Source organism: Alteromonas sp. 76-1, assembly GCF_900654235.1.
In the GTDB taxonomy this organism is placed as follows: domain Bacteria; phylum Pseudomonadota; class Gammaproteobacteria; order Enterobacterales; family Alteromonadaceae; genus Alteromonas; species Alteromonas naphthalenivorans.
Genome location: NZ_LR136958.1, coordinates 2,984,910 through 3,001,800, shown reverse-complemented (window position 1 = coordinate 3,001,800; position 16,891 = coordinate 2,984,910). Strand labels below are relative to the sequence as shown.

Genomic DNA, 16,891 nt, shown 5'->3' with positions numbered 1-16,891 from the left:
CCATATGGAATGGAATTTAGAAACACTGAGTTTGCTGTCAATTCCGCTGATAAGCGCTTTGGTAGGCTGGTTAACGAATTACCTCGCGGTAAAGATGATGTTTTATCCCATCGAGTTTGTCGGGATGAAGCCCATATTTGGTTGGCAGGGTTTAATTCCTGCCAAGCGCCGACAAATGGCGGAGATTGAAGTTGAGCTTGTTTTAGGCAAGTTGCTGAGCGTTGAAGAACTCGCACAGCGTATCAACCCTAGCGAACTCACCAAAGCAATAGAACGACGGCTTGGGCAAGTTACCCGCAAAGTCGTTAACGACGTTATGTCTGAGTCTGCCCCTCAATTGTGGGCAGCGCTTCCCGTGCAAGGAAAAAACCTTGTATATCAACGTATCGAAAATGATATTCCCAATGTGGTTCACAAGATGGTGGATGACTTTCAGCACAATGTAGCTGAAATTCTCGACATAAAAGAACTTGTGGTTGAGCAACTGGTAAATTCACCTTCGTTAATCAATGAAATTTTTCTTAACGCAGGCAGCAAAGAATTCCCCTTTATTGTGCGCTCAGGTTTCTATTTTGGTTTCCTGTTCGGGCTACCTACTATGATTTTATGGTACTTCTTTCAAAACTGGTGGATTTTACCCCTCGGCGGTCTTTTAGTGGGCTACGCAACAAATTGGATTGCGATAAAAATTATATTTGAGCCTAAACGACCTATTAAGTTTGGCCCAATCACCATACAAGGGATGTTTCTTAAACGGCAAAAAGAAGTGTCTGAGGTGTACGCTGAAATTATTGAACAGAAGCTGGTCACGCCTAAAAATATTACCCACGTAATAATGCATGGCTCGGGTTCAGCGCAATTTTTGGAGCTAATTGAGCTACACGTTAACGATGCTATAGAACGCTATGTCGCTATTACTCAGCCATACTTTGCTCTAGGTGTGGGGTCTGAAAACTATCACAAAATGAAAGCGTTGGCGGTAAAGCAGATATTTGATAATTCTGATAAATATCTGTTGTATGCCTATGACTACGCTAACGATGCTTTGCACGTCGGCCAAGATTTATGCGAACGAATGCAAGCCTTAAGCGCTGAAGAGTTTGAAGGGGTGTTACGCCCCGCTTATCAACAAGACGAGTGGAAGCTCATCGTCACAGGTGCCTTATTAGGCCTACTCGCTGGCTTCGCGCAGTTATATTTGGTGTTTTCGTAAATGAAGACATCGCAGCGGATTTTACTGACGGCGCTCACCCTGTTTAATCGACATGGCGAGAATGGTGTAACCAGTGTAGACATAGCCATGGAGTTAGATATTAGCCCCGGCAATTTGTATTACCACTTCAAGGGCAAAGAAAGCATGGTGAGTGCGCTCATGCGTATGCATGAAAAGCAAATGCAGCGTGTGCTGGTACCCAACGCTTTAGATTCACTTACCGCCGAAGAGGTAATGTATTATTTGTATCTGCTGGTAGACAGCTTGCACGTATTTCGGTTTTTTTATCGAAGCCCAGCGGATATTGTTGAAAAATATCCGTTAATTGAAAAGCCCCGTAAAAATATTCTTTCAAGTTTACGCAAGCAGCTTTCTCAATTACTGACTACATTAAGCCATAAGAAGGTATTGGTCGCATCACCTTCAGATCTGACGTTGCTGGTAGATTTACTTAGCCTCATCATTACTCAGTCTTGTCAATTTGATGAAACTAACAGCCATATGGATGAAACATCTCAGCGTTATCATGCGCTGTCGCTCATGATGGTGAGCTTACTTCCACGATTAGTACTCAGTGAAGCACAACAAAATAGTATTTTAGAGGCGTTGCATTCACATGCATTAGCCAATGTCACAGAGCATGTGCCACAGGATATGTTTAATACAAAGGAATAGTCGATGAGTAAAACACTTAGTTTTCTTGATAAGTCCTTTTGGATAACGGAATCCGACGACAACCCTAAACATGTTGGATGTCTTCAGCTACTTGAGATGCCCGAAGGCGCGAAAAGCCCTGAATATGTACCTGCTATTTATAATGAAATTAAAGGGTTTGCAAAAGGGACGTCACCGTTTAATTGCGTTGTAAAAACCGTGTTAGGCTATCCGGTAGGGCTTTCGCCAGTGAAACATTTGAACATGGATTATCATGTTCAATTGCATCACATTGACGATGTGAGTGACCGACAGAACCTAGATGATTTTGTTGCGCAATTGCACGCTGCACGATTAGACCCTGATAAACCTCTGTGGCAATACCATTTCATCTTCGATACTAACAGTAGTACTTATGCCATTTACGCCAAGGTACACCATATGTATGGCGATGGCGCGACCTTAGTAAGGTGGTTTCAGTCTTGTTATGTGTCGGCTTCCAATAATTCTGAATTCACGCCTATTTGGGCGGTAAAACGACTACGTCATAAACGCAATGTTTCCACCAGTTTCTACAAACGCTTAGTGAGTGTAGGAAGCGCCATAAAAACGGGCTTCGATTTGCTAATCATTTTAATACGCATTTTTTTAAAACTGTTGAGAGTGAACCCTCATTACATGCCTGTGCCTTTTTCAGGCACGAAAACCGTGCTAACGGGGCAGGTGGAAGCGGGAAGGGTAGTCACTACCACAGATATCGATTTTAAACGTGTAAAAGCCTTAGCCAGACGCACGCGAGCATCAGCCAATGAAATTCTTCTGTGCGCTTTTGATATTGGGGTTCACCGGTTACTTCAAGATCATGGTCAGGTTTTTAAAAAAGCATTGTTTACGAATATGCCTATCAACCTTAGAAAACCGGGAGAGAAAACCACAGGCAATAAAATTGCTATTGTGCCGGTACAGCTAGCCCATGGCGATCAAGACCCTTATCTTCGTTTACGCCAGATTATTATTAACCATAGAATCGTAAAACATGCCGCGATGCGAGCCCGCCCAGCTTCCTTTAGTGGTTACACCATCGTGATCCAATCTTTAGCCTTGGTATTTGAATGGCTTAAAATTTCCAATGTGGTTAAACCTATCGCTAATATTTTGGTATCGAACATACCTGGCCCACGAGATACGCGGTATTTAAAAGACAGTAAGCTACTTGCCTGTTATCCCATTTCCACCATGACCCCAGGCGGCGGGGTAAATATCACATTGATGACCTACGCAGGGGTGGCCAATGTAGGTATTGTTTGCTGCAACAAAAATATAAGTACACTGAAGCCGTTAGCCGGTTATGTGCAAGAAGCTTTCGAGATGTTGGAGGCATGCATAGATAACCCTCGGCTGCGCATAACTGATATAGGGGAACATGAAGAGTCGGTGCCTGTGTCGATTGTCAGCGAACACTAAAAATAGAACCGTAACGAAGATGGTTCGACCCTAACTGCTTTTCCATAGCGTGCAAAAAGTACTTCCCGCCATTGATCTTCGCGCATTATATGGTGAAGAGGAAGTGTGGCCATTTTATCCAATATGGCTTTTTCAATTTGAGGCTTATGGAAATCAAGTACGGCTTGTTTCGAGCCGCTTAAATATAGCTTCAAATATTCTACCGCTTGGTCGGAAGTACCCACAGTTACCAGTGATAATATATTTTTTAACGAGCGACCCAACAGCGAATCTAAATTACCGGGTACAAAGCGAGAAAGTAAAAATTGGGTGTCTTTTAATAAGGCGTAGTCGTCGTTCACCATAATAATGTTGTCTACCTGCTTATCGATAAAATAAAGGGTAGATTCATGTTTGTTGTAATCCGGTGAGGCACTTAGCGTAATGATAAGGTGGGCACGGTAAATGGTCGTTTCAGCAACGTTAATGGTTATTGACGCTAATAATTGAATGCATAGGCGGTTGTCTGGGGCATTAAAGGTCAATTTACCACTGTTTACCACCACATGTGCTTGGCCTGCGGGTATGGCTAAGGGGAACGATTGGGGCAGATTTTCAGACAATAAAACATTGAGTTCATCGGCTGAAAACTGGTCGTAGCGAAGCCTTCCTAGCTTGATTAAAAGCTGGGAAATAAGAAGCATACCTTTGTCGCGTAAACCTAGTTTCATTTTTTCATGCTATGCGTTTATCTGCTCAAACGGCCTGTGATGGACTTAACTCGTTATACATAAAACAGTTTTTAAAATATATAACATATCACTTTTAGATGGGCTGTTTATTTTGGTAGTCTGGTCTTACCACAATGCTGCATATCATTTTATTTTTGATAATAAGTGACTAATACTAAGCATCTAATAATAAGAGTCGGCACAGCTCAGTCATGCGTCTACAATTCGTAATTGCATAGTAATACAGGCATTAACTGAGTATTTCACCGCGTAAACGTGTTTTGGAGCAATGCATGAATGAGATTCAGGGTAAGTATGACTATATCATCGTAGGCGGTGGGTCCGCAGGTGCGGTATTAGCGGCACGATTATCTGAAAACCCAGCTCTGAAAATTCTTATGCTTGAAGCCGGTACGAAAGACACTAACCCGCTTATTCATATTCCTTTTGGTTTATCGCTATTAAGCCGATTTGAAGGCATAGGGTGGGGGTACCATACCGCACCACAAAAAGAACTATACGATCGTGAGCTATTTTGGCCTCGAGGAAAAACACTAGGCGGCAGCAGTTCCGTTAATGCTATGTGTTACATTCGTGGCCAAAAAGAAGACTACGATTATTGGGTAGAGCAGGGCGCAGCTGGCTGGGGGTTTGAGGACGTACTACCGTACTTCAAACGCTCAGAAAACTTCTTTAAAGGTGAAGACGAATTCCATGGAGAAGGTGGGCCGCTGCATGTTTCTCAACTTAAGCACACCAGTGTGCTTTCCGATGCTTTCGTTGAAGCCGCAAGCCACGCAGATTTTAATGTTGTAGATGATTTTAACCGCGATATACGTGAAGGCATTGGCTATTATCATGTTACACAAATTAACGGACAGCGTTGCTCAACCGCAAAAGGCTATTTAAGCCAAGCACTTCACCGCAATAATCTTACTGTACTTACCGGTGTGGCCGTGGAAAAAGTACTGTTTGACGACAACAGAGCCATTGGCGTGCAAGTACGAGAAAAAGGCAAAATTGCGCGGTACTCTATTAACCGTGAAGCGGCTAATAGCGAAGTAATACTCTGCGGAGGCGCTATCAATTCTCCCCAACTACTTATGCTTTCCGGTATCGGGCCAAGAAACGAATTGGAAGACCAAGGCATTTATGTCATGAATGACCTGCCAGGGGTGGGGCAAAATTTACAAGACCACCTAGATGCTATTGTTCAATTTACCTGTAAAGCACGAGAAGGTTATGCGATTGCTGCTGGTGCATTACCCTCGTACCTAAAGGCCTCGTACGATTATCTTTTTCACCGCAAGGGAATTTATTCTTCTAATGTGGCTGAAGCGGGCGGTTTTGTAAGTTCAAGCCTTGCTACCCGAGGGCCAGATATTCAATTTCATTTCTTGCCCGCTATATTAGATGATCACGGGCGAAAGTTTGCCTTTGGTTACGGTTACGGCGTGCATGTGTGTTGTTTGTACCCTAAAAGCAGGGGCAGTATTACGCTGCAAAGCAGCCATCCTGCCGATCACCCGCTTATCGACCCAGGATACCTCACGGAACCTGACGATAGACAAGTAATGATTGAAGGCATACGAATGGCAAGAAAGCTGTTAGCTGCACCTACGTTTGATAAATTTGAAGGCAGTGAACTGCATCCAGGCACTGATGCTGAGTCTGATGAAGCGCTTCTTGAGTTTCTAAGGGAGCGGGCTGAAACTATTTATCATCCTATCGGTACTTGTAAAATGGGGAGTGACGAAGACCCTATGGCCGTGGTCGACAATCAGCTTAAAGTACGCGGCGTAAAAGGCCTGCGTGTGGTAGATGCCTCTGTGATGCCAAGCCTTATTGGCGGAAATACCAATGCACCTACCATCATGATTGCAGAACGAGCGGTAGATTTTATAAAAGCAGAACATGAAGGGCTTGCTGCGCCCATTTAGCTGATGCCTTAGTTTTTCGATACTTGCATAAACAAATCGGCGGCGCAGTCACACATTTCATCAACGTGGCTGCGATCAGCATATATCCCATCAATTAATAACCGTGCAATACCATGCAAGGTGCCCCAGGTTACTTGCGCCATTCGAAGTGCATCTTGCCCTGCTGGTAGTAGGCCTGTTTGCTGCCAGTACTTTGTCATATCTACTTGGAACTGAAAGCAAGGGTAAGCCACTTCTTTTAGCCCTTGTGTTGCGCCATTGTCGTGCCAAATAGTACGACCAAACATCAGCTCATACATTTGCGGGTTGTCCGCTGCGTAGCCTATATACTCATGAATAAACTGACGAAATCGCGCTTGAGGTGCCACGTCGTGTTGTTCGAAAATTCGCTTGGCGTTGGTATGCCACTGGCTAAAACCTTTGGCCGCAATAGCGCTTAACAAGGCGCTTTTGTCTTTAAAATGATGATAGGGCGCGGTTCGCGACACACCAGCATCTTCCGCAAGCTTTCTAAGTGATAAGCTGTCTATCCCGAATTCTGCCACCCGTTTCGTTGCCGCTTCTAATAAAGCGGTGCGCAAATCGCCATGATGATAAGTTTGTGCTGCGTTTGTCATACTGGTGTAAACCAAACCCTATTTTATGGTTGAGACGAATAGATAACGTTTTATCTTGACAGTGTCAACATTGCATTTTATCTTGACGCTGTCTAGTTTGCAAAAATGTTAACAGGAGAGTGAAATGGAAGCCGAGTCAATGTCGCAAGAAAACCCGTATTCTACCCTTGAAGTGATACAAGAAGGGTATATTGCAAAGGTCGTGTTAAACAGGCCAGAAGCCATGAACAGTATGAATCCTGCCTTTTGGACAGAATTCCCCGCTGCCATTCGCGCGATAGACGACGAGGGCACCGCCCGCGTTGTTATCATTTCTTCTACCGGAAAGCATTTTTCAGCTGGCATGGACTTGTCGGTATTTTTGAATATGGCGAAAGACTTTAAAGGCGACCCATCACGTCGCGCTGAACGCATGCGCCGTATGGTGATGCTATTACAAGATAGCTTTACGGCGATTGAACAAGCCCGTATGCCGGTGATTGGAGCAGTACAGGGCGGTGCCATTGGCGGTGCAGTAGATTTACTTAGCGCCTGCGACATGCGTTATTGCACCAGCGATGCCTTCTTTACCATTAAAGAAACGCAATTAGGCATGACCGCCGACGTAGGTACATTACAACGTTTACCTAAGCTTATTCCTATTGGTGTTGTGAAAGAGTTGGCGTATACCGGCCGTAATTTTGGCGCTCAAGAAGCCCAGCAGTTAGGCTTCGTGAATAAGGTATTTGATGATCAAGATATTATGCTGAGCGAAGTGACTAAGTTAGCACAGTCTATCGCGATGAATTCTCCCGTTGCGGTAGCTGGCACTAAAACCATGATTAATTACGCTACCGAGCACACTATTGCTGAGAGCTTAACTTACATGGCAACGTGGCAGGCAGGCATGTTCCAAATGGAAGATGTGATGAAAGCCATGGAAGCACAGAAAACCCAATCGCTTCCTGATTTTGAGCCACTTCATGGCGCAGTAAATAAGATGAAAGACTAGCGTGCAGGCAACCGAATAGCCTACAAGAAACACGCTGTAAAAACAGAATATAGAAGCATTAAGAAACAGGCACTAGTTAAGGATTTATGATGAATACGACCGTTACCGATCATCCTGTATACCCAAGTTTATTTCGCCCGTTAGACTTAGGTTTTACCCAGCTTAAAAACCGTGTGTTAATGGGTTCTATGCACACTGGCTTAGAAGAAATGCCAAAAGGCCATAAGCACATGGCTGCGTTTTATGCAGAGCGTGCCAGAGGCGGTGTCGCCCTTATTGTTACCGGCGGTATTGGGCCGAACGAAGAAGGCTCAACCCATCCTTCAACTCGCCGACTAGATACAGACGAAGCTATCAATCACCATAAAGAAGTGACCGATGCCGTGCATATTGCGGGTGGTAAAATTTGTATGCAAATTTTGCATACCGGTCGTTATGCTTATAGCGATAAATTGGTGGCGCCTTCTGCAGTACAAGCGCCCATTAACCCGTTCAAGCCAAAGGCATTAGAAGACGACGAAATAGAACAGCAAATTAAAGATTTCGTATTTTCAGCTACTCAAGCACAGCGTGCTGGTTATGATGGCGTTGAAATTATGGGCTCTGAAGGTTACTTCTTAAACCAGTTTATTGCCAAGCGCACCAACCACAGAGACGATGACTGGGGCGGCGAATATGAAAACCGTATCCGACTACCTATTGAAGTGGTTCGTCGTGTACGTGAAGCAGTGGGCAAACACTTCATCATTATTTACCGTTTATCAATGCTAGACCTTGTTGAAGGTGGCTCAAACTACGAAGAAGTGGTTCAGCTAGGTAAAGAGATTGAAAAAGCCGGTGCAACTATCATCAATACTGGCATTGGTTGGCACGAAGCCCGTATTCCTACTATTGCGACAAAAGTGCCCAGAGCCGCATTTACTTGGGTAACAGCGAAGTTCCGCGAAGCCTTGAGCATTCCGGTGATAACCTCAAATAGAATTAATACGCCGAAAGTGGCAGAAGAAGTGTTGGCGCGCGGCGATGCCGACATGGTGTCGATGGCACGCCCTTTCTTGGCCGATTCGGACTTTGTGCGTAAAGCGCAGCAAAATCGCGCAGACGAAATAAACACCTGTATTGGCTGTAACCAAGCCTGCCTTGACCATGTATTTAATGGCAAGTTAACCAGCTGTTTAGTTAACCCTCGTGCGTGTCATGAGTTAGAACTAAATGTAGTGCCGGCCGACACCAAAAAACGCATTGCGGTAGTTGGGGCAGGGCCAGCAGGTTTAGCGTCAGCCGTAACGTCTGCCCAGCGTGGTCACGATGTAGTGATTTACGACAGTGCTAACGAAATTGGTGGTCAATTCAATGTAGCGAAACAAATTCCGGGTAAAGAAGAGTTCTATGAAACCTTGCGTTATTTTGCTCGTCAAATTGAGCTGCACAAAAATATTACGTTAAAGCTAAACACCAGAGTTGATGCAGCTATGCTTAACGACGAAGGCTTTGATGAAGTGATGGTGGCCACCGGTATAAAACCGCGCACGCCTGCCATTGAAGGCGTTGAGCATGAAAAAGTGATGAGCTACTTAGACGTGCTTAAAGCCAAAAAGCCAGTAGGGCAGCGCGTAGCCATTATTGGGGCCGGTGGTATCGGCTTCGATACGGCCGAGTTCTTATCACACGGTAAATCGACTCCAAGCCAAGATATTCCTGCGTTTATGAAAGAGTGGGGTATTGATATGACCTTTACCGCGCGTTCAGGAATTGAAGGGGTTAAGCCACAGCCTGAGCCGTCTAGTCGCGAGATATTCTTGCTACAACGTAAAACCAACAAAGTGGGCGCTGGCTTAGGTAAAACCACGGGCTGGGCTCACCGCGTAGGGTTGTTAGCGAAAGGGGTTAAAATGATTCCAGGCGTAACCTACGACAAAATTGACGATGAAGGCTTACATATTACTGTTAATGGTGAAAGCCAACTACTTCCTGTCGATAACGTGATTATTTGTGCTGGCCAAGAGCCGATGCGCGACATCGTTGAAGGGCTTAATATGCCTTATCACCTAATTGGTGGTGCCGATGAAGCATTAGAACTAGATGCAAAACGTGCTATCGACCAAGGTACGCGAGTGTGTGCTGCGGTTTAAATTGATGTTTGGGATTTTGCAGCAGGGTTAGGAAGATACGTTAATATTTACTAACCCTAATATAGATTTCAACATTGATAATTGTCTAAAAGGCCTATTCCTGCGGGAATAGGCCTTTTTATTTGCTGCGGTATTTTATAGATAGCTAAGCGCCAGTAAGAGCCTTTTGGGGCTCTTTGGGTATGCGGCAGCTTTGTATGTAAAGCGGACGAGTTTTCTCAAACCTTTTAAAAGAGAGCATATCGTAGTGATTCAGCGAGGGACAAATCTCGATAAGGGATTTCTGGTGTAAAATTGCTTAGAAACTATCTCTAACTATGGTAACAATCAGAGTCTATACTGTTATTGCTTGTAATTGATATTCGTGGAGCAATCGTATTAATACTTCCGTTCGGAGAATATAATTGCGTTTATTCGGTTGCGTTCTAAGTTTTATAATTTATTTTTAACAAGTTTTAAGTAGTCGACAATGCAGCAAACACTGAGTAATTCAATAAATGATTCTAACGACGTTGTGTTTTATCAGCCACAGTTTAGGTTTCTCGAAAGTTCCTATTTAGATGTCTTTATTTCAGGGCAAGTTTATCTTTCAAACATTTTAAATTTTCGGAAAGGCGATTTCGGAGGTTTAATTGATGACGAACGCGAGGGGGAAATTTCTCTTCATGGTTTTAATCATAATGCAAGTGAAAGAGAAACCATAGTTTACGATCCTTGCATTGACGAAGATATTTTCGTTCTTTGCACAACAAACAACCTTATTAGTGAGTCACTTTTTTGGGCTTTAAAGGAAAATAGAACTTCATGTTGCTTGATCGTTAGGCCTAGTAAGCTCATTGATGAGATATCTTCAAATCCCGAGCTAACATTCATTGGAAGAAAAAACTGTGATTATAATGGTCGAGATTTCTATAACATACCATCATTTTGCCCATGGACTAACCAGCTTCCTTTTCGCAGTATGATTCACAAATACGATCCTCTCTTCAATAAGCCAAAAAGTTATGCTAATCAATTAGAGCATAGAGTATGTTGGCGAGCGTCTAAAAAATCGAGGTCTCACTTTGAATTGCAAACAACAATACCGAGTCAGATAATAAGGATAGATTTTGAAGTCGGAAAAAAGGTAGCGCTTAATATCCGACCACCGCAATCGGTTTCATTGCAAATCTATGGATTCGACAGCAAAGTTATTGCTGAAGGTAGTTTCCAATTTTCAAATAACCTGCTTTCGCCTATAGTTTACGAACGTAAAGAGGATAACAAAGAGCTTCTCGGTTTCAAACAACCTCAAAATCCAGATGGTTCCAACACTCTTTTCAATGCTTCAATTCAAGGTGGAGATACAGGAGTTTTTACTCATCCCGCTGTCGGAATGCTGATATTGAATATTGAAACAAAATTGATTGAAAGAATAAAATATTCAGTTTCATAACTAACAGTCTTAAGAACGTGCACTGCCTTGTATATATGCCACTGTTTAATAGATTACAACCTAGTAAACTAAGACATTTCTATCTCTCCAAATATATTAGATTAGTGAACTTCCGCTCTTTGTCTCACTGAGCCATTGAGGCTATTGGGCTGCTCTGTACGTGAAGCGGACCCTTACGCGATATGTTCCCCACTTCGAAGGACAGTAATCTAAGAGCAGAATTATCCGGTCAATAAGAACCGCGTCATTGTAAGGAAGCCATTTAATATAATCATAAAAAGGAGTGTATTCAGTTTTGTATGCTCCTTTACTTCCAGTCGGTTGGGCCCAAGGTATTATCAGCGTACTTAGATATATTACTTGCCAGTGCAGCCATTTTGTCGAAACTATTGATACCCGAAGCACCACCAAAGAATGGGACAACAAACACCAGAGTGTTATTGTCATTGCAACGCGCAACATTGAACATTTGACCGTCGTCTACAGTCGTCAAATCGCAGTCGAAAAAGCGAAAAAAGGACATCATCGAGCCTTTGCCGGTACATACTATTACTCGCGGACTATGTTTTTTTACTAAGCTTTGAAAAAAACGCCCTCGATGTGAAATACACCATTCTATATAAACGTCGAAAGAATGCAGTCCTATGAGCTTAGCCATATCGCTATTCCAAGATACACTGGAGCGATTTTTGAAAGAAATAGGAAAAGCGTTCATCTTAAATCCAATGCCATCCGAGCACATAAGCTTGTGTTTAACAGCTTGTTCTTTATGCCCATGTTCCCAGTCATAGAGATAACTGTATAGCCAGGCAATCTTATTATTGTATTGATATTTAAGACGCTCTTGTACCTGTCCATCCCAGTTGCCCACATTGAAGGGGCCCTCCATTGTCTTTTCTAGATCAGCTAAGTCTTTAAACTCCGTTCCCCACTCCAAGCCACATACCCAAACACTCGAATCTAAATTTCCACCATCACAGCCGTAGTGGGAACATGCAAATTGTTTGAATTTTTCATTTAACTCGCGCTTCGTCATTACTTAATCCTTTATCCTTTCAACTTATACACAAAACTTACACCTAAACTGCGTCATAATTTGTCGCATAGATTAAAAATTATCTACTTTATACAAATTGGATAATGCGGTGACTTCATTTTTAATTGTTTGTCGCAAATTCGTAGGTGCAAGCACTTCAATACTGCTCCCTTGTGAACGTAGCCACCATCTGAACTGCCAAGAATCCTTAACGGTGGCAGTAAGGTTAAGCCAGTCAGTATTAGTGTCCTTAACCTGCATATCATGCGATAACGGAGTCTCAAAAAGATAGTTGATGACCGAACGATGAATTCGAGCTTCAAAAGCAATGTCACCACTCAACCTAAATTCAGCAGCACCAGAATCGATATAATGTTGCAACGAAAAATTTACTGGCTTATCAATATTCTCTTTTAGTTGTTCAGCGACATTTATTCTCTGTAACGCATATAAACGGACATCTTTGTAACTAAATGCTGTGGCAGCTAAATAAAGTATCTTACCTCGCTGAATCAACCCGAGGGGGTGTAACACGAGTGTTTTAGCCTCTTCCGCCCAAACACCCGAATAAACAACTTGCACTTGCTTATCATCTAGCAGAGCAGTCTGGATAACGTTAAGGACTTGTCCGTCAATAGCTGGAGGGAGTAACGGCATTGATGGTGTTCGAATGGCGACTTTATCCGTCCATTGAGCAAGAGCATTATCTCGATTAGCTTCTTGCAAATGTTTTTTAGCATATTCGAAACGTGGCTTTAATGGTCTTAAAACCGAGGGTGGTAGTAGTGGAGCGATAACTTCTTCGGCTATTGCCAGGGAAACACAATCACTGAAGCTGAGATTAGGTATATCAAACGAAGCATTATCCATCCAGCGCCAGCCATAAGGTCTACTTTTGTCGTTACAGAGCAACGGAAATTGTCGAGACAGCTCATTTAAATCTCGTTCTACAGTACGCTTTGAAACATTAAAACCTAGGCCTGTAAGTCTTTTCACTAGTTCGCTGGCCGTCATACCTACCCCAAATGAAGGTAAGAGTCTCAAGATTTCCCATTGGCGACTTAGTGTATTCCGTTCTGTTATCTGACTCATCTCAGCTCGTCCTTACTCGTGCGACACATATTGTCGCGCCTTTTAATCACTATACCTTATCTTATTTTACTGAATGATCATTCGAAGGAGTGCAAAAATGCTCTACAAAATAGAAGAACAAGCCAACGTTTTTAAGAAATTAGAACTTTTAGAGTTTAAAGACTTTTCGAGTTTTGGAAAGTCTGCGAATAATCTAGAGAGCTTAATTTCAAGTAGTATTTTAGATGTATTGTTTGAAGAAGCTAGATTAATGCCTGTGCTTCAGGGAAAGCAGCGGCAAGGTGGAGTGAATATATATGCTCTCAATGAAATAGGTGAATTATTATTATTTAGCTTAAAGAGTGCATCTGATGGGGAAGATACCGTCAATCAAGCTCTAAGGTACATGCAAGATGCTGGTCAATGGAGCTACCAAAAATTAGAAGAAAAATTTATACGGCATAGTCAAAACGAAACGTCTCTAGTTCAAGCTCACAAAGAAGCTTTCGGCCTTGAGCACGAACTAGAGCCTGAAAAAATGAACAATAAACAACATCTATTAATTATCGGCAGTGCAGCCGATCAATCACTAATTTCTCACGTTGATTACTGGAAGAAAAACGGTATTTCTATTTATTTCCTACCATATAGGGTTTATGAACTCGCTGGAGAAAATTACTTTGAATTCTTTGCACTTCCACATGATCAACACAAAAACCCAAGTGATGTGAAAGGCGTAATATTCGACACAAATCGTCGTTGGGACGAGAACTCTATTTGGTCGATGATAGATAATAGTCGTCTTGAAGCATATGGTGACGCAAAGAAGTTTGTTCACCATATTCATGTAGAAGATATTGTTTTCTTTTCGCACGAATGGTGCGGCTTAATTGCTGCCGCAAAAGTAAAAGGTCAGATTAAAGTTCTAGACAGTGAAACTCTGTATCGAGATGTAGAATTTTTGACTCCTATCCCTAACCGGAAGGATAACAGAATGTTGGCTATGCCTTTTTCACATGTGAAACTAAAAACGGGTAAAACTTTCTTTTGGGCTAGAACTATAAAGATACCTTATCTTTCAAAAATTGAAGCACTTGAGTTAGTTGAAGTGCTTAATAATTATTTGTATCGTACATAGCAAGTCACGAATGCCGCAATACTTAGTAGCCGCAGCTTTGAGTGACAGCTGTTTGCCTTCTTGATCCCGTGACTCTATGGGACCTAATCGTACGTAAAGCCGCCGTTGGCTCATTCAAAATTTAATGGCACCTATGAGCGCATGTACGACATTGGACATTTTGACCATGCAAGGTTGCCAACCTTGCATGGTCGGTATAACTTACTGTTAAATTTCTCAGAGAGATTCGTGCGATGAACGAGAAGAAATTCCCGAATAAAGAAAGTCTGAAAAAGTGGTTGATATCTGCAACTGGCATTGTACTTACATCTGTTTCTCTTATGAGCGATGTTCAAGATTTGGAGTTTCAATTTTCAAATCCAAAGGCTCTGGTTACGGTGATGGAAGGCGCTCCTACTTATTTTCCTGATGGGCAATACATCATTACCTATTCCAACAGTTCAGAGCTGGATTCTTATGATCTCGATTATTCAAAAATGGCAATGGTAATATCCCTTGAGGCAAAGTTGGATGAATCGGATACATTAATTGGTGGTCTAAGACCACTACTTACTGCACTAGCCGACTTTGCATATTGCTGCACCATAGATCGAACTAATCCAGCTTACGTGACCGCAGGCATCTGGATAGTAGAGCCTATTAATCCCGCTGAACTTGAAAATTTGAAACAAGTTTTACACGAAAATTCTGTATTTTATGCTTTTAATGATGGTTCTGGCTTTGTCACACTCAACAACGCAAGGATGGGTAATGGTGTGCAGAAGCTGGTCAGAATTTAACAAGCAAAGGCAGGGCGACGCAAAAAAGCAACGCGCCAGCTTTAGGCGTTATGTTACAAATCAAATTTAGGTGAATATGAGTAAAGGTAGAGATGATTTTTCCGAAGGAACGAAGAGAACATTGGCTGATCGCGCTGGGTGGCGGTGCTCATTTCCCAATTGTGGGCAGTTTACACTTGGCCCTTCCAACACTGATTTAGAAAAAAAAATAAATAATGGGATAGCTGCGCACATTTCTGCTGCCGCAGAAAACGGCCCTAGATTTGATCCTACGATGACGACTGAGCAAAGGAAGAGCTTAGATAATGGCATTTGGATGTGTAGAAACCATGGGAATCTAATTGATGCTGACTTTAATACGTATACGGTTCAGCAGCTAAAAGAGTGGAAAATTCAGGCTGAGAATTTTGCTTACACAATGCTGGCTAACCCTAGCGCTGTTGCACCAGCAGTAAGCTCATACTCTGAGCAGGATCGTAGAGTTTTTGAGTTTCTAAATGGTATCTTACCTTATGATGTTATCCAAAAAATTAACGATGAACCTTTTAGAAGGTTTGTTCCTGATAATGTAATTAAGCCATTTAATGACCTAATTTATTATGAAAATGACCCTGTTTATCACTTTAACAATTTAGAGCTTGAAGAACTCAGAGTTCTACTACTTCAGAAGGCGTGGACTTTTATTAGGCACTTTTCGCAGCAGTCAGCTGGTGCCGTTGGTGGATATGACTATATAAATATATCTGAGTTTCGCCGTTATAATCCTGATATACCTGAGTCTCATTGGATTCAGATTTCAGATCAAACTAGTGACCTCGCTAGAGATTTTTGCTGTACTGCTATGAAGTTAAGAGACATGCAGCGTAACTTGTAACATAACAAGCTGTTAAACAAGGACAAAAAACAGTTGGTTTTGCTCCTTCGTCGCTAATTTTAACTAACTATTTTTTGCCTGTTCACAGGGCGCTAGGAATACCTGAAAAGTATGGATGTTAACTCAGTAATCGCAGTAGTTACTGCAAACTCGATAGTTCTCGCTATCTTGGCATTTTTGACAAAGTCAATTATTACGCATTGGCTGAATAAGGATGTGGAGGCATTCAAATCACAATTAGCCCAAGACGCAGCTAAATCAATCTCTTCCTATCAGTCAGCTCTTGAGAAAGAGAGGATTAGGCTTCAAATTTCTTATGGTGGTATTTTTGAGAAACAGGCCAATGTTATTGTTGAACTGTTCAGGTTAGTTACTGAGTTAGAAAAAACAATAAATGACGCAACTTTTAATAGTTCGGACCAATGCGATTACTATGATGAATTCATTGATGCGTGGCGTGCTTTAGTTCATTACTATGATGAGAACCGGGTTTTACTTCCAGAATCAGTAGACGTTGTTATGACTAACTTTCATCGCAACGTTGCTAAAGGAGTTCAGACCTATCGTTCTGCTGAAAAGTATATTAGTCGGGCTAACATCAGCAATGAGCAGATAGATAAAATGTTTTCTCGACAAGATCGAGCCTTGGCAGACTTAGAGCAGATTCCAATATTAAAGAAAGAGCTAACGGAAAAATTACGCTCAATCATTGGGGTTGCTGGTTGAGGTATTCCTAACAAACGCATCAAGTCGTTCGCTGAAAAACTCTCATTGGGACATCAAAACTACGCGGCGATTAGTTTGGTGCTCCGCCCAATTTTAACCAATCGCCGCTTA

15 protein-coding genes are annotated in these 16,891 nt (G+C 42.4%); 11 read left to right on the top strand and 4 right to left on the bottom strand.

The features are described 5' to 3' along the window. The first annotated feature begins 4 nt into the window (after window positions 1–4). Genes ALT761_RS12960 through ALT761_RS12950 form a run of 3 tightly spaced genes read left to right on the top strand, consistent with a single transcriptional unit; the run spans window position 5 to window position 3,331 of the window. The gene (locus ALT761_RS12960; RefSeq protein WP_129739277.1) at window positions 5–1,213 is read left to right on the top strand and encodes a DUF445 domain-containing protein; all 1,209 of its coding nucleotides are present in this window, start codon (window positions 5–7) and stop codon (window positions 1,211–1,213) included. Then, on the top strand, window positions 1,214–1,888 hold the full coding sequence (locus ALT761_RS12955; RefSeq protein ID WP_129739275.1) for a TetR/AcrR family transcriptional regulator: 675 nt from the start codon (window positions 1,214–1,216) through the stop codon (window positions 1,886–1,888). It begins immediately after the preceding gene. 3 nt (window positions 1,889–1,891) lie between these two features. After that, window positions 1,892–3,331 (top strand): wax ester/triacylglycerol synthase domain-containing protein, encoded by a 1,440-nt coding sequence (locus ALT761_RS12950; protein ID WP_129739273.1) that lies wholly within the window; start codon window positions 1,892–1,894, stop codon window positions 3,329–3,331. On the opposite strand, the gene ALT761_RS12945 is transcribed toward ALT761_RS12950, so the two are convergent. Beyond that, entirely contained in the window at window positions 3,328–4,041 is a 714-nt protein-coding gene (locus ALT761_RS12945) for a DUF1439 domain-containing protein (protein ID WP_129739271.1), read from the bottom strand. The genes ALT761_RS12950 and ALT761_RS12945 overlap by 4 nt on opposite strands. A gap of 293 nt (window positions 4,042–4,334) precedes the next feature. Between ALT761_RS12945 and ALT761_RS12940 the strand changes: the two genes are divergently transcribed. Beyond that, the gene (locus ALT761_RS12940; protein ID WP_129739269.1) at window positions 4,335–5,981 is read left to right on the top strand and encodes a GMC family oxidoreductase; all 1,647 of its coding nucleotides are present in this window, start codon (window positions 4,335–4,337) and stop codon (window positions 5,979–5,981) included. A gap of 8 nt (window positions 5,982–5,989) precedes the next feature. On the opposite strand, the gene ALT761_RS12935 is transcribed toward ALT761_RS12940, so the two are convergent. After that, window positions 5,990–6,598: a TetR/AcrR family transcriptional regulator gene (locus ALT761_RS12935; RefSeq protein WP_129739267.1), complete on the bottom strand. Its 609-nt coding sequence runs from the start codon at window positions 6,596–6,598 to the stop codon at window positions 5,990–5,992. Window positions 6,599–6,722: 124 nt separating this feature from the next. On the opposite strand from ALT761_RS12935, the gene ALT761_RS12930 reads away from it, so the two are divergent. The 3 genes from ALT761_RS12930 (at window position 6,723) to ALT761_RS12920 (ending at window position 11,156) form a co-directional block, all read left to right on the top strand. Next, on the top strand, window positions 6,723–7,589 hold the full coding sequence (locus tag ALT761_RS12930; protein ID WP_129739265.1) for a crotonase/enoyl-CoA hydratase family protein: 867 nt from the start codon (window positions 6,723–6,725) through the stop codon (window positions 7,587–7,589). Between the two features lie 89 nt (window positions 7,590–7,678). Continuing rightward, entirely contained in the window at window positions 7,679–9,721 is a 2,043-nt protein-coding gene (locus ALT761_RS12925; protein ID WP_129740641.1) for an NADPH-dependent 2,4-dienoyl-CoA reductase, read from the top strand. Between the two features lie 469 nt (window positions 9,722–10,190). Next, window positions 10,191–11,156 carry a hypothetical protein gene (locus ALT761_RS12920; protein WP_129739263.1) on the top strand — a complete coding sequence of 322 codons (966 nt, stop codon included), beginning with the start codon at window positions 10,191–10,193 and terminating at the stop codon, window positions 11,154–11,156. 307 nt (window positions 11,157–11,463) lie between these two features. Here the strand turns inward: ALT761_RS12920 and ALT761_RS12915 are convergent, their stop codons facing one another. Both ALT761_RS12915 and ALT761_RS12910 read right to left on the bottom strand, forming a co-directional pair. Continuing rightward, entirely contained in the window at window positions 11,464–12,192 is a 729-nt protein-coding gene (locus tag ALT761_RS12915; RefSeq protein ID WP_129739261.1) for a hypothetical protein, read from the bottom strand. 72 nt (window positions 12,193–12,264) lie between these two features. Then, complete coding sequence (locus ALT761_RS12910; RefSeq protein ID WP_129739259.1) at window positions 12,265–13,284, bottom strand: helix-turn-helix transcriptional regulator; 1,020 nt, start codon at window positions 13,282–13,284, stop codon at window positions 12,265–12,267. A 97-nt stretch (window positions 13,285–13,381) separates the two neighbouring features. Between ALT761_RS12910 and ALT761_RS12905 the strand changes: the two genes are divergently transcribed. The 4 genes from ALT761_RS12905 (at window position 13,382) to ALT761_RS12890 (ending at window position 16,780) form a co-directional block, all read left to right on the top strand. After that, window positions 13,382–14,401: a hypothetical protein gene (locus ALT761_RS12905; RefSeq protein ID WP_129739257.1), complete on the top strand. Its 1,020-nt coding sequence runs from the start codon at window positions 13,382–13,384 to the stop codon at window positions 14,399–14,401. Between the two features lie 233 nt (window positions 14,402–14,634). Then, a complete protein-coding gene (locus ALT761_RS12900) occupies window positions 14,635–15,180 on the top strand; it encodes a hypothetical protein (protein ID WP_197724980.1) in 546 nt (181 codons plus the stop codon). 76 nt (window positions 15,181–15,256) lie between these two features. Further along, on the top strand, window positions 15,257–16,054 hold the full coding sequence (locus tag ALT761_RS12895) for a hypothetical protein (RefSeq protein WP_129739255.1): 798 nt from the start codon (window positions 15,257–15,259) through the stop codon (window positions 16,052–16,054). Window positions 16,055–16,165: 111 nt separating this feature from the next. Next, window positions 16,166–16,780, top strand: a complete 615-nt coding sequence (locus ALT761_RS12890; protein WP_129739253.1) for a hypothetical protein — start codon at window positions 16,166–16,168, stop codon at window positions 16,778–16,780. Window positions 16,781–16,891: the final 111 nt, after the last annotated feature.

Bases quoted from the DNA above. Each gene is read 5' to 3' on its own strand.
- ALT761_RS12960 (WP_129739277.1), top strand. From the start codon at position 5: ATGGAATGGAATTTAGAAACACTGAGTTTGCTGTCAATTCCGCTGATA.
- ALT761_RS12955 (WP_129739275.1), top strand. From the start codon at position 1,214: ATGAAGACATCGCAGCGGATTTTACTGACGGCGCTCACCCTGTTTAAT.
- ALT761_RS12950 (WP_129739273.1), top strand. From the start codon at position 1,892: ATGAGTAAAACACTTAGTTTTCTTGATAAGTCCTTTTGGATAACGGAA.
- ALT761_RS12945 (WP_129739271.1), bottom strand. From the start codon at position 4,041: ATGAAACTAGGTTTACGCGACAAAGGTATGCTTCTTATTTCCCAGCTT.
- ALT761_RS12940 (WP_129739269.1), top strand. From the start codon at position 4,335: ATGAATGAGATTCAGGGTAAGTATGACTATATCATCGTAGGCGGTGGG.
- ALT761_RS12935 (WP_129739267.1), bottom strand. From the start codon at position 6,598: ATGACAAACGCAGCACAAACTTATCATCATGGCGATTTGCGCACCGCT.
- ALT761_RS12930 (WP_129739265.1), top strand. From the start codon at position 6,723: ATGGAAGCCGAGTCAATGTCGCAAGAAAACCCGTATTCTACCCTTGAA.
- ALT761_RS12925 (WP_129740641.1), top strand. From the start codon at position 7,679: ATGAATACGACCGTTACCGATCATCCTGTATACCCAAGTTTATTTCGC.
- ALT761_RS12920 (WP_129739263.1), top strand. From the start codon at position 10,191: ATGCAGCAAACACTGAGTAATTCAATAAATGATTCTAACGACGTTGTG.
- ALT761_RS12915 (WP_129739261.1), bottom strand. From the start codon at position 12,192: ATGACGAAGCGCGAGTTAAATGAAAAATTCAAACAATTTGCATGTTCC.
- ALT761_RS12910 (WP_129739259.1), bottom strand. From the start codon at position 13,284: ATGAGTCAGATAACAGAACGGAATACACTAAGTCGCCAATGGGAAATC.
- ALT761_RS12905 (WP_129739257.1), top strand. From the start codon at position 13,382: ATGCTCTACAAAATAGAAGAACAAGCCAACGTTTTTAAGAAATTAGAA.
- ALT761_RS12900 (WP_197724980.1), top strand. From the start codon at position 14,635: ATGAACGAGAAGAAATTCCCGAATAAAGAAAGTCTGAAAAAGTGGTTG.
- ALT761_RS12895 (WP_129739255.1), top strand. From the start codon at position 15,257: ATGAGTAAAGGTAGAGATGATTTTTCCGAAGGAACGAAGAGAACATTG.
- ALT761_RS12890 (WP_129739253.1), top strand. From the start codon at position 16,166: ATGGATGTTAACTCAGTAATCGCAGTAGTTACTGCAAACTCGATAGTT.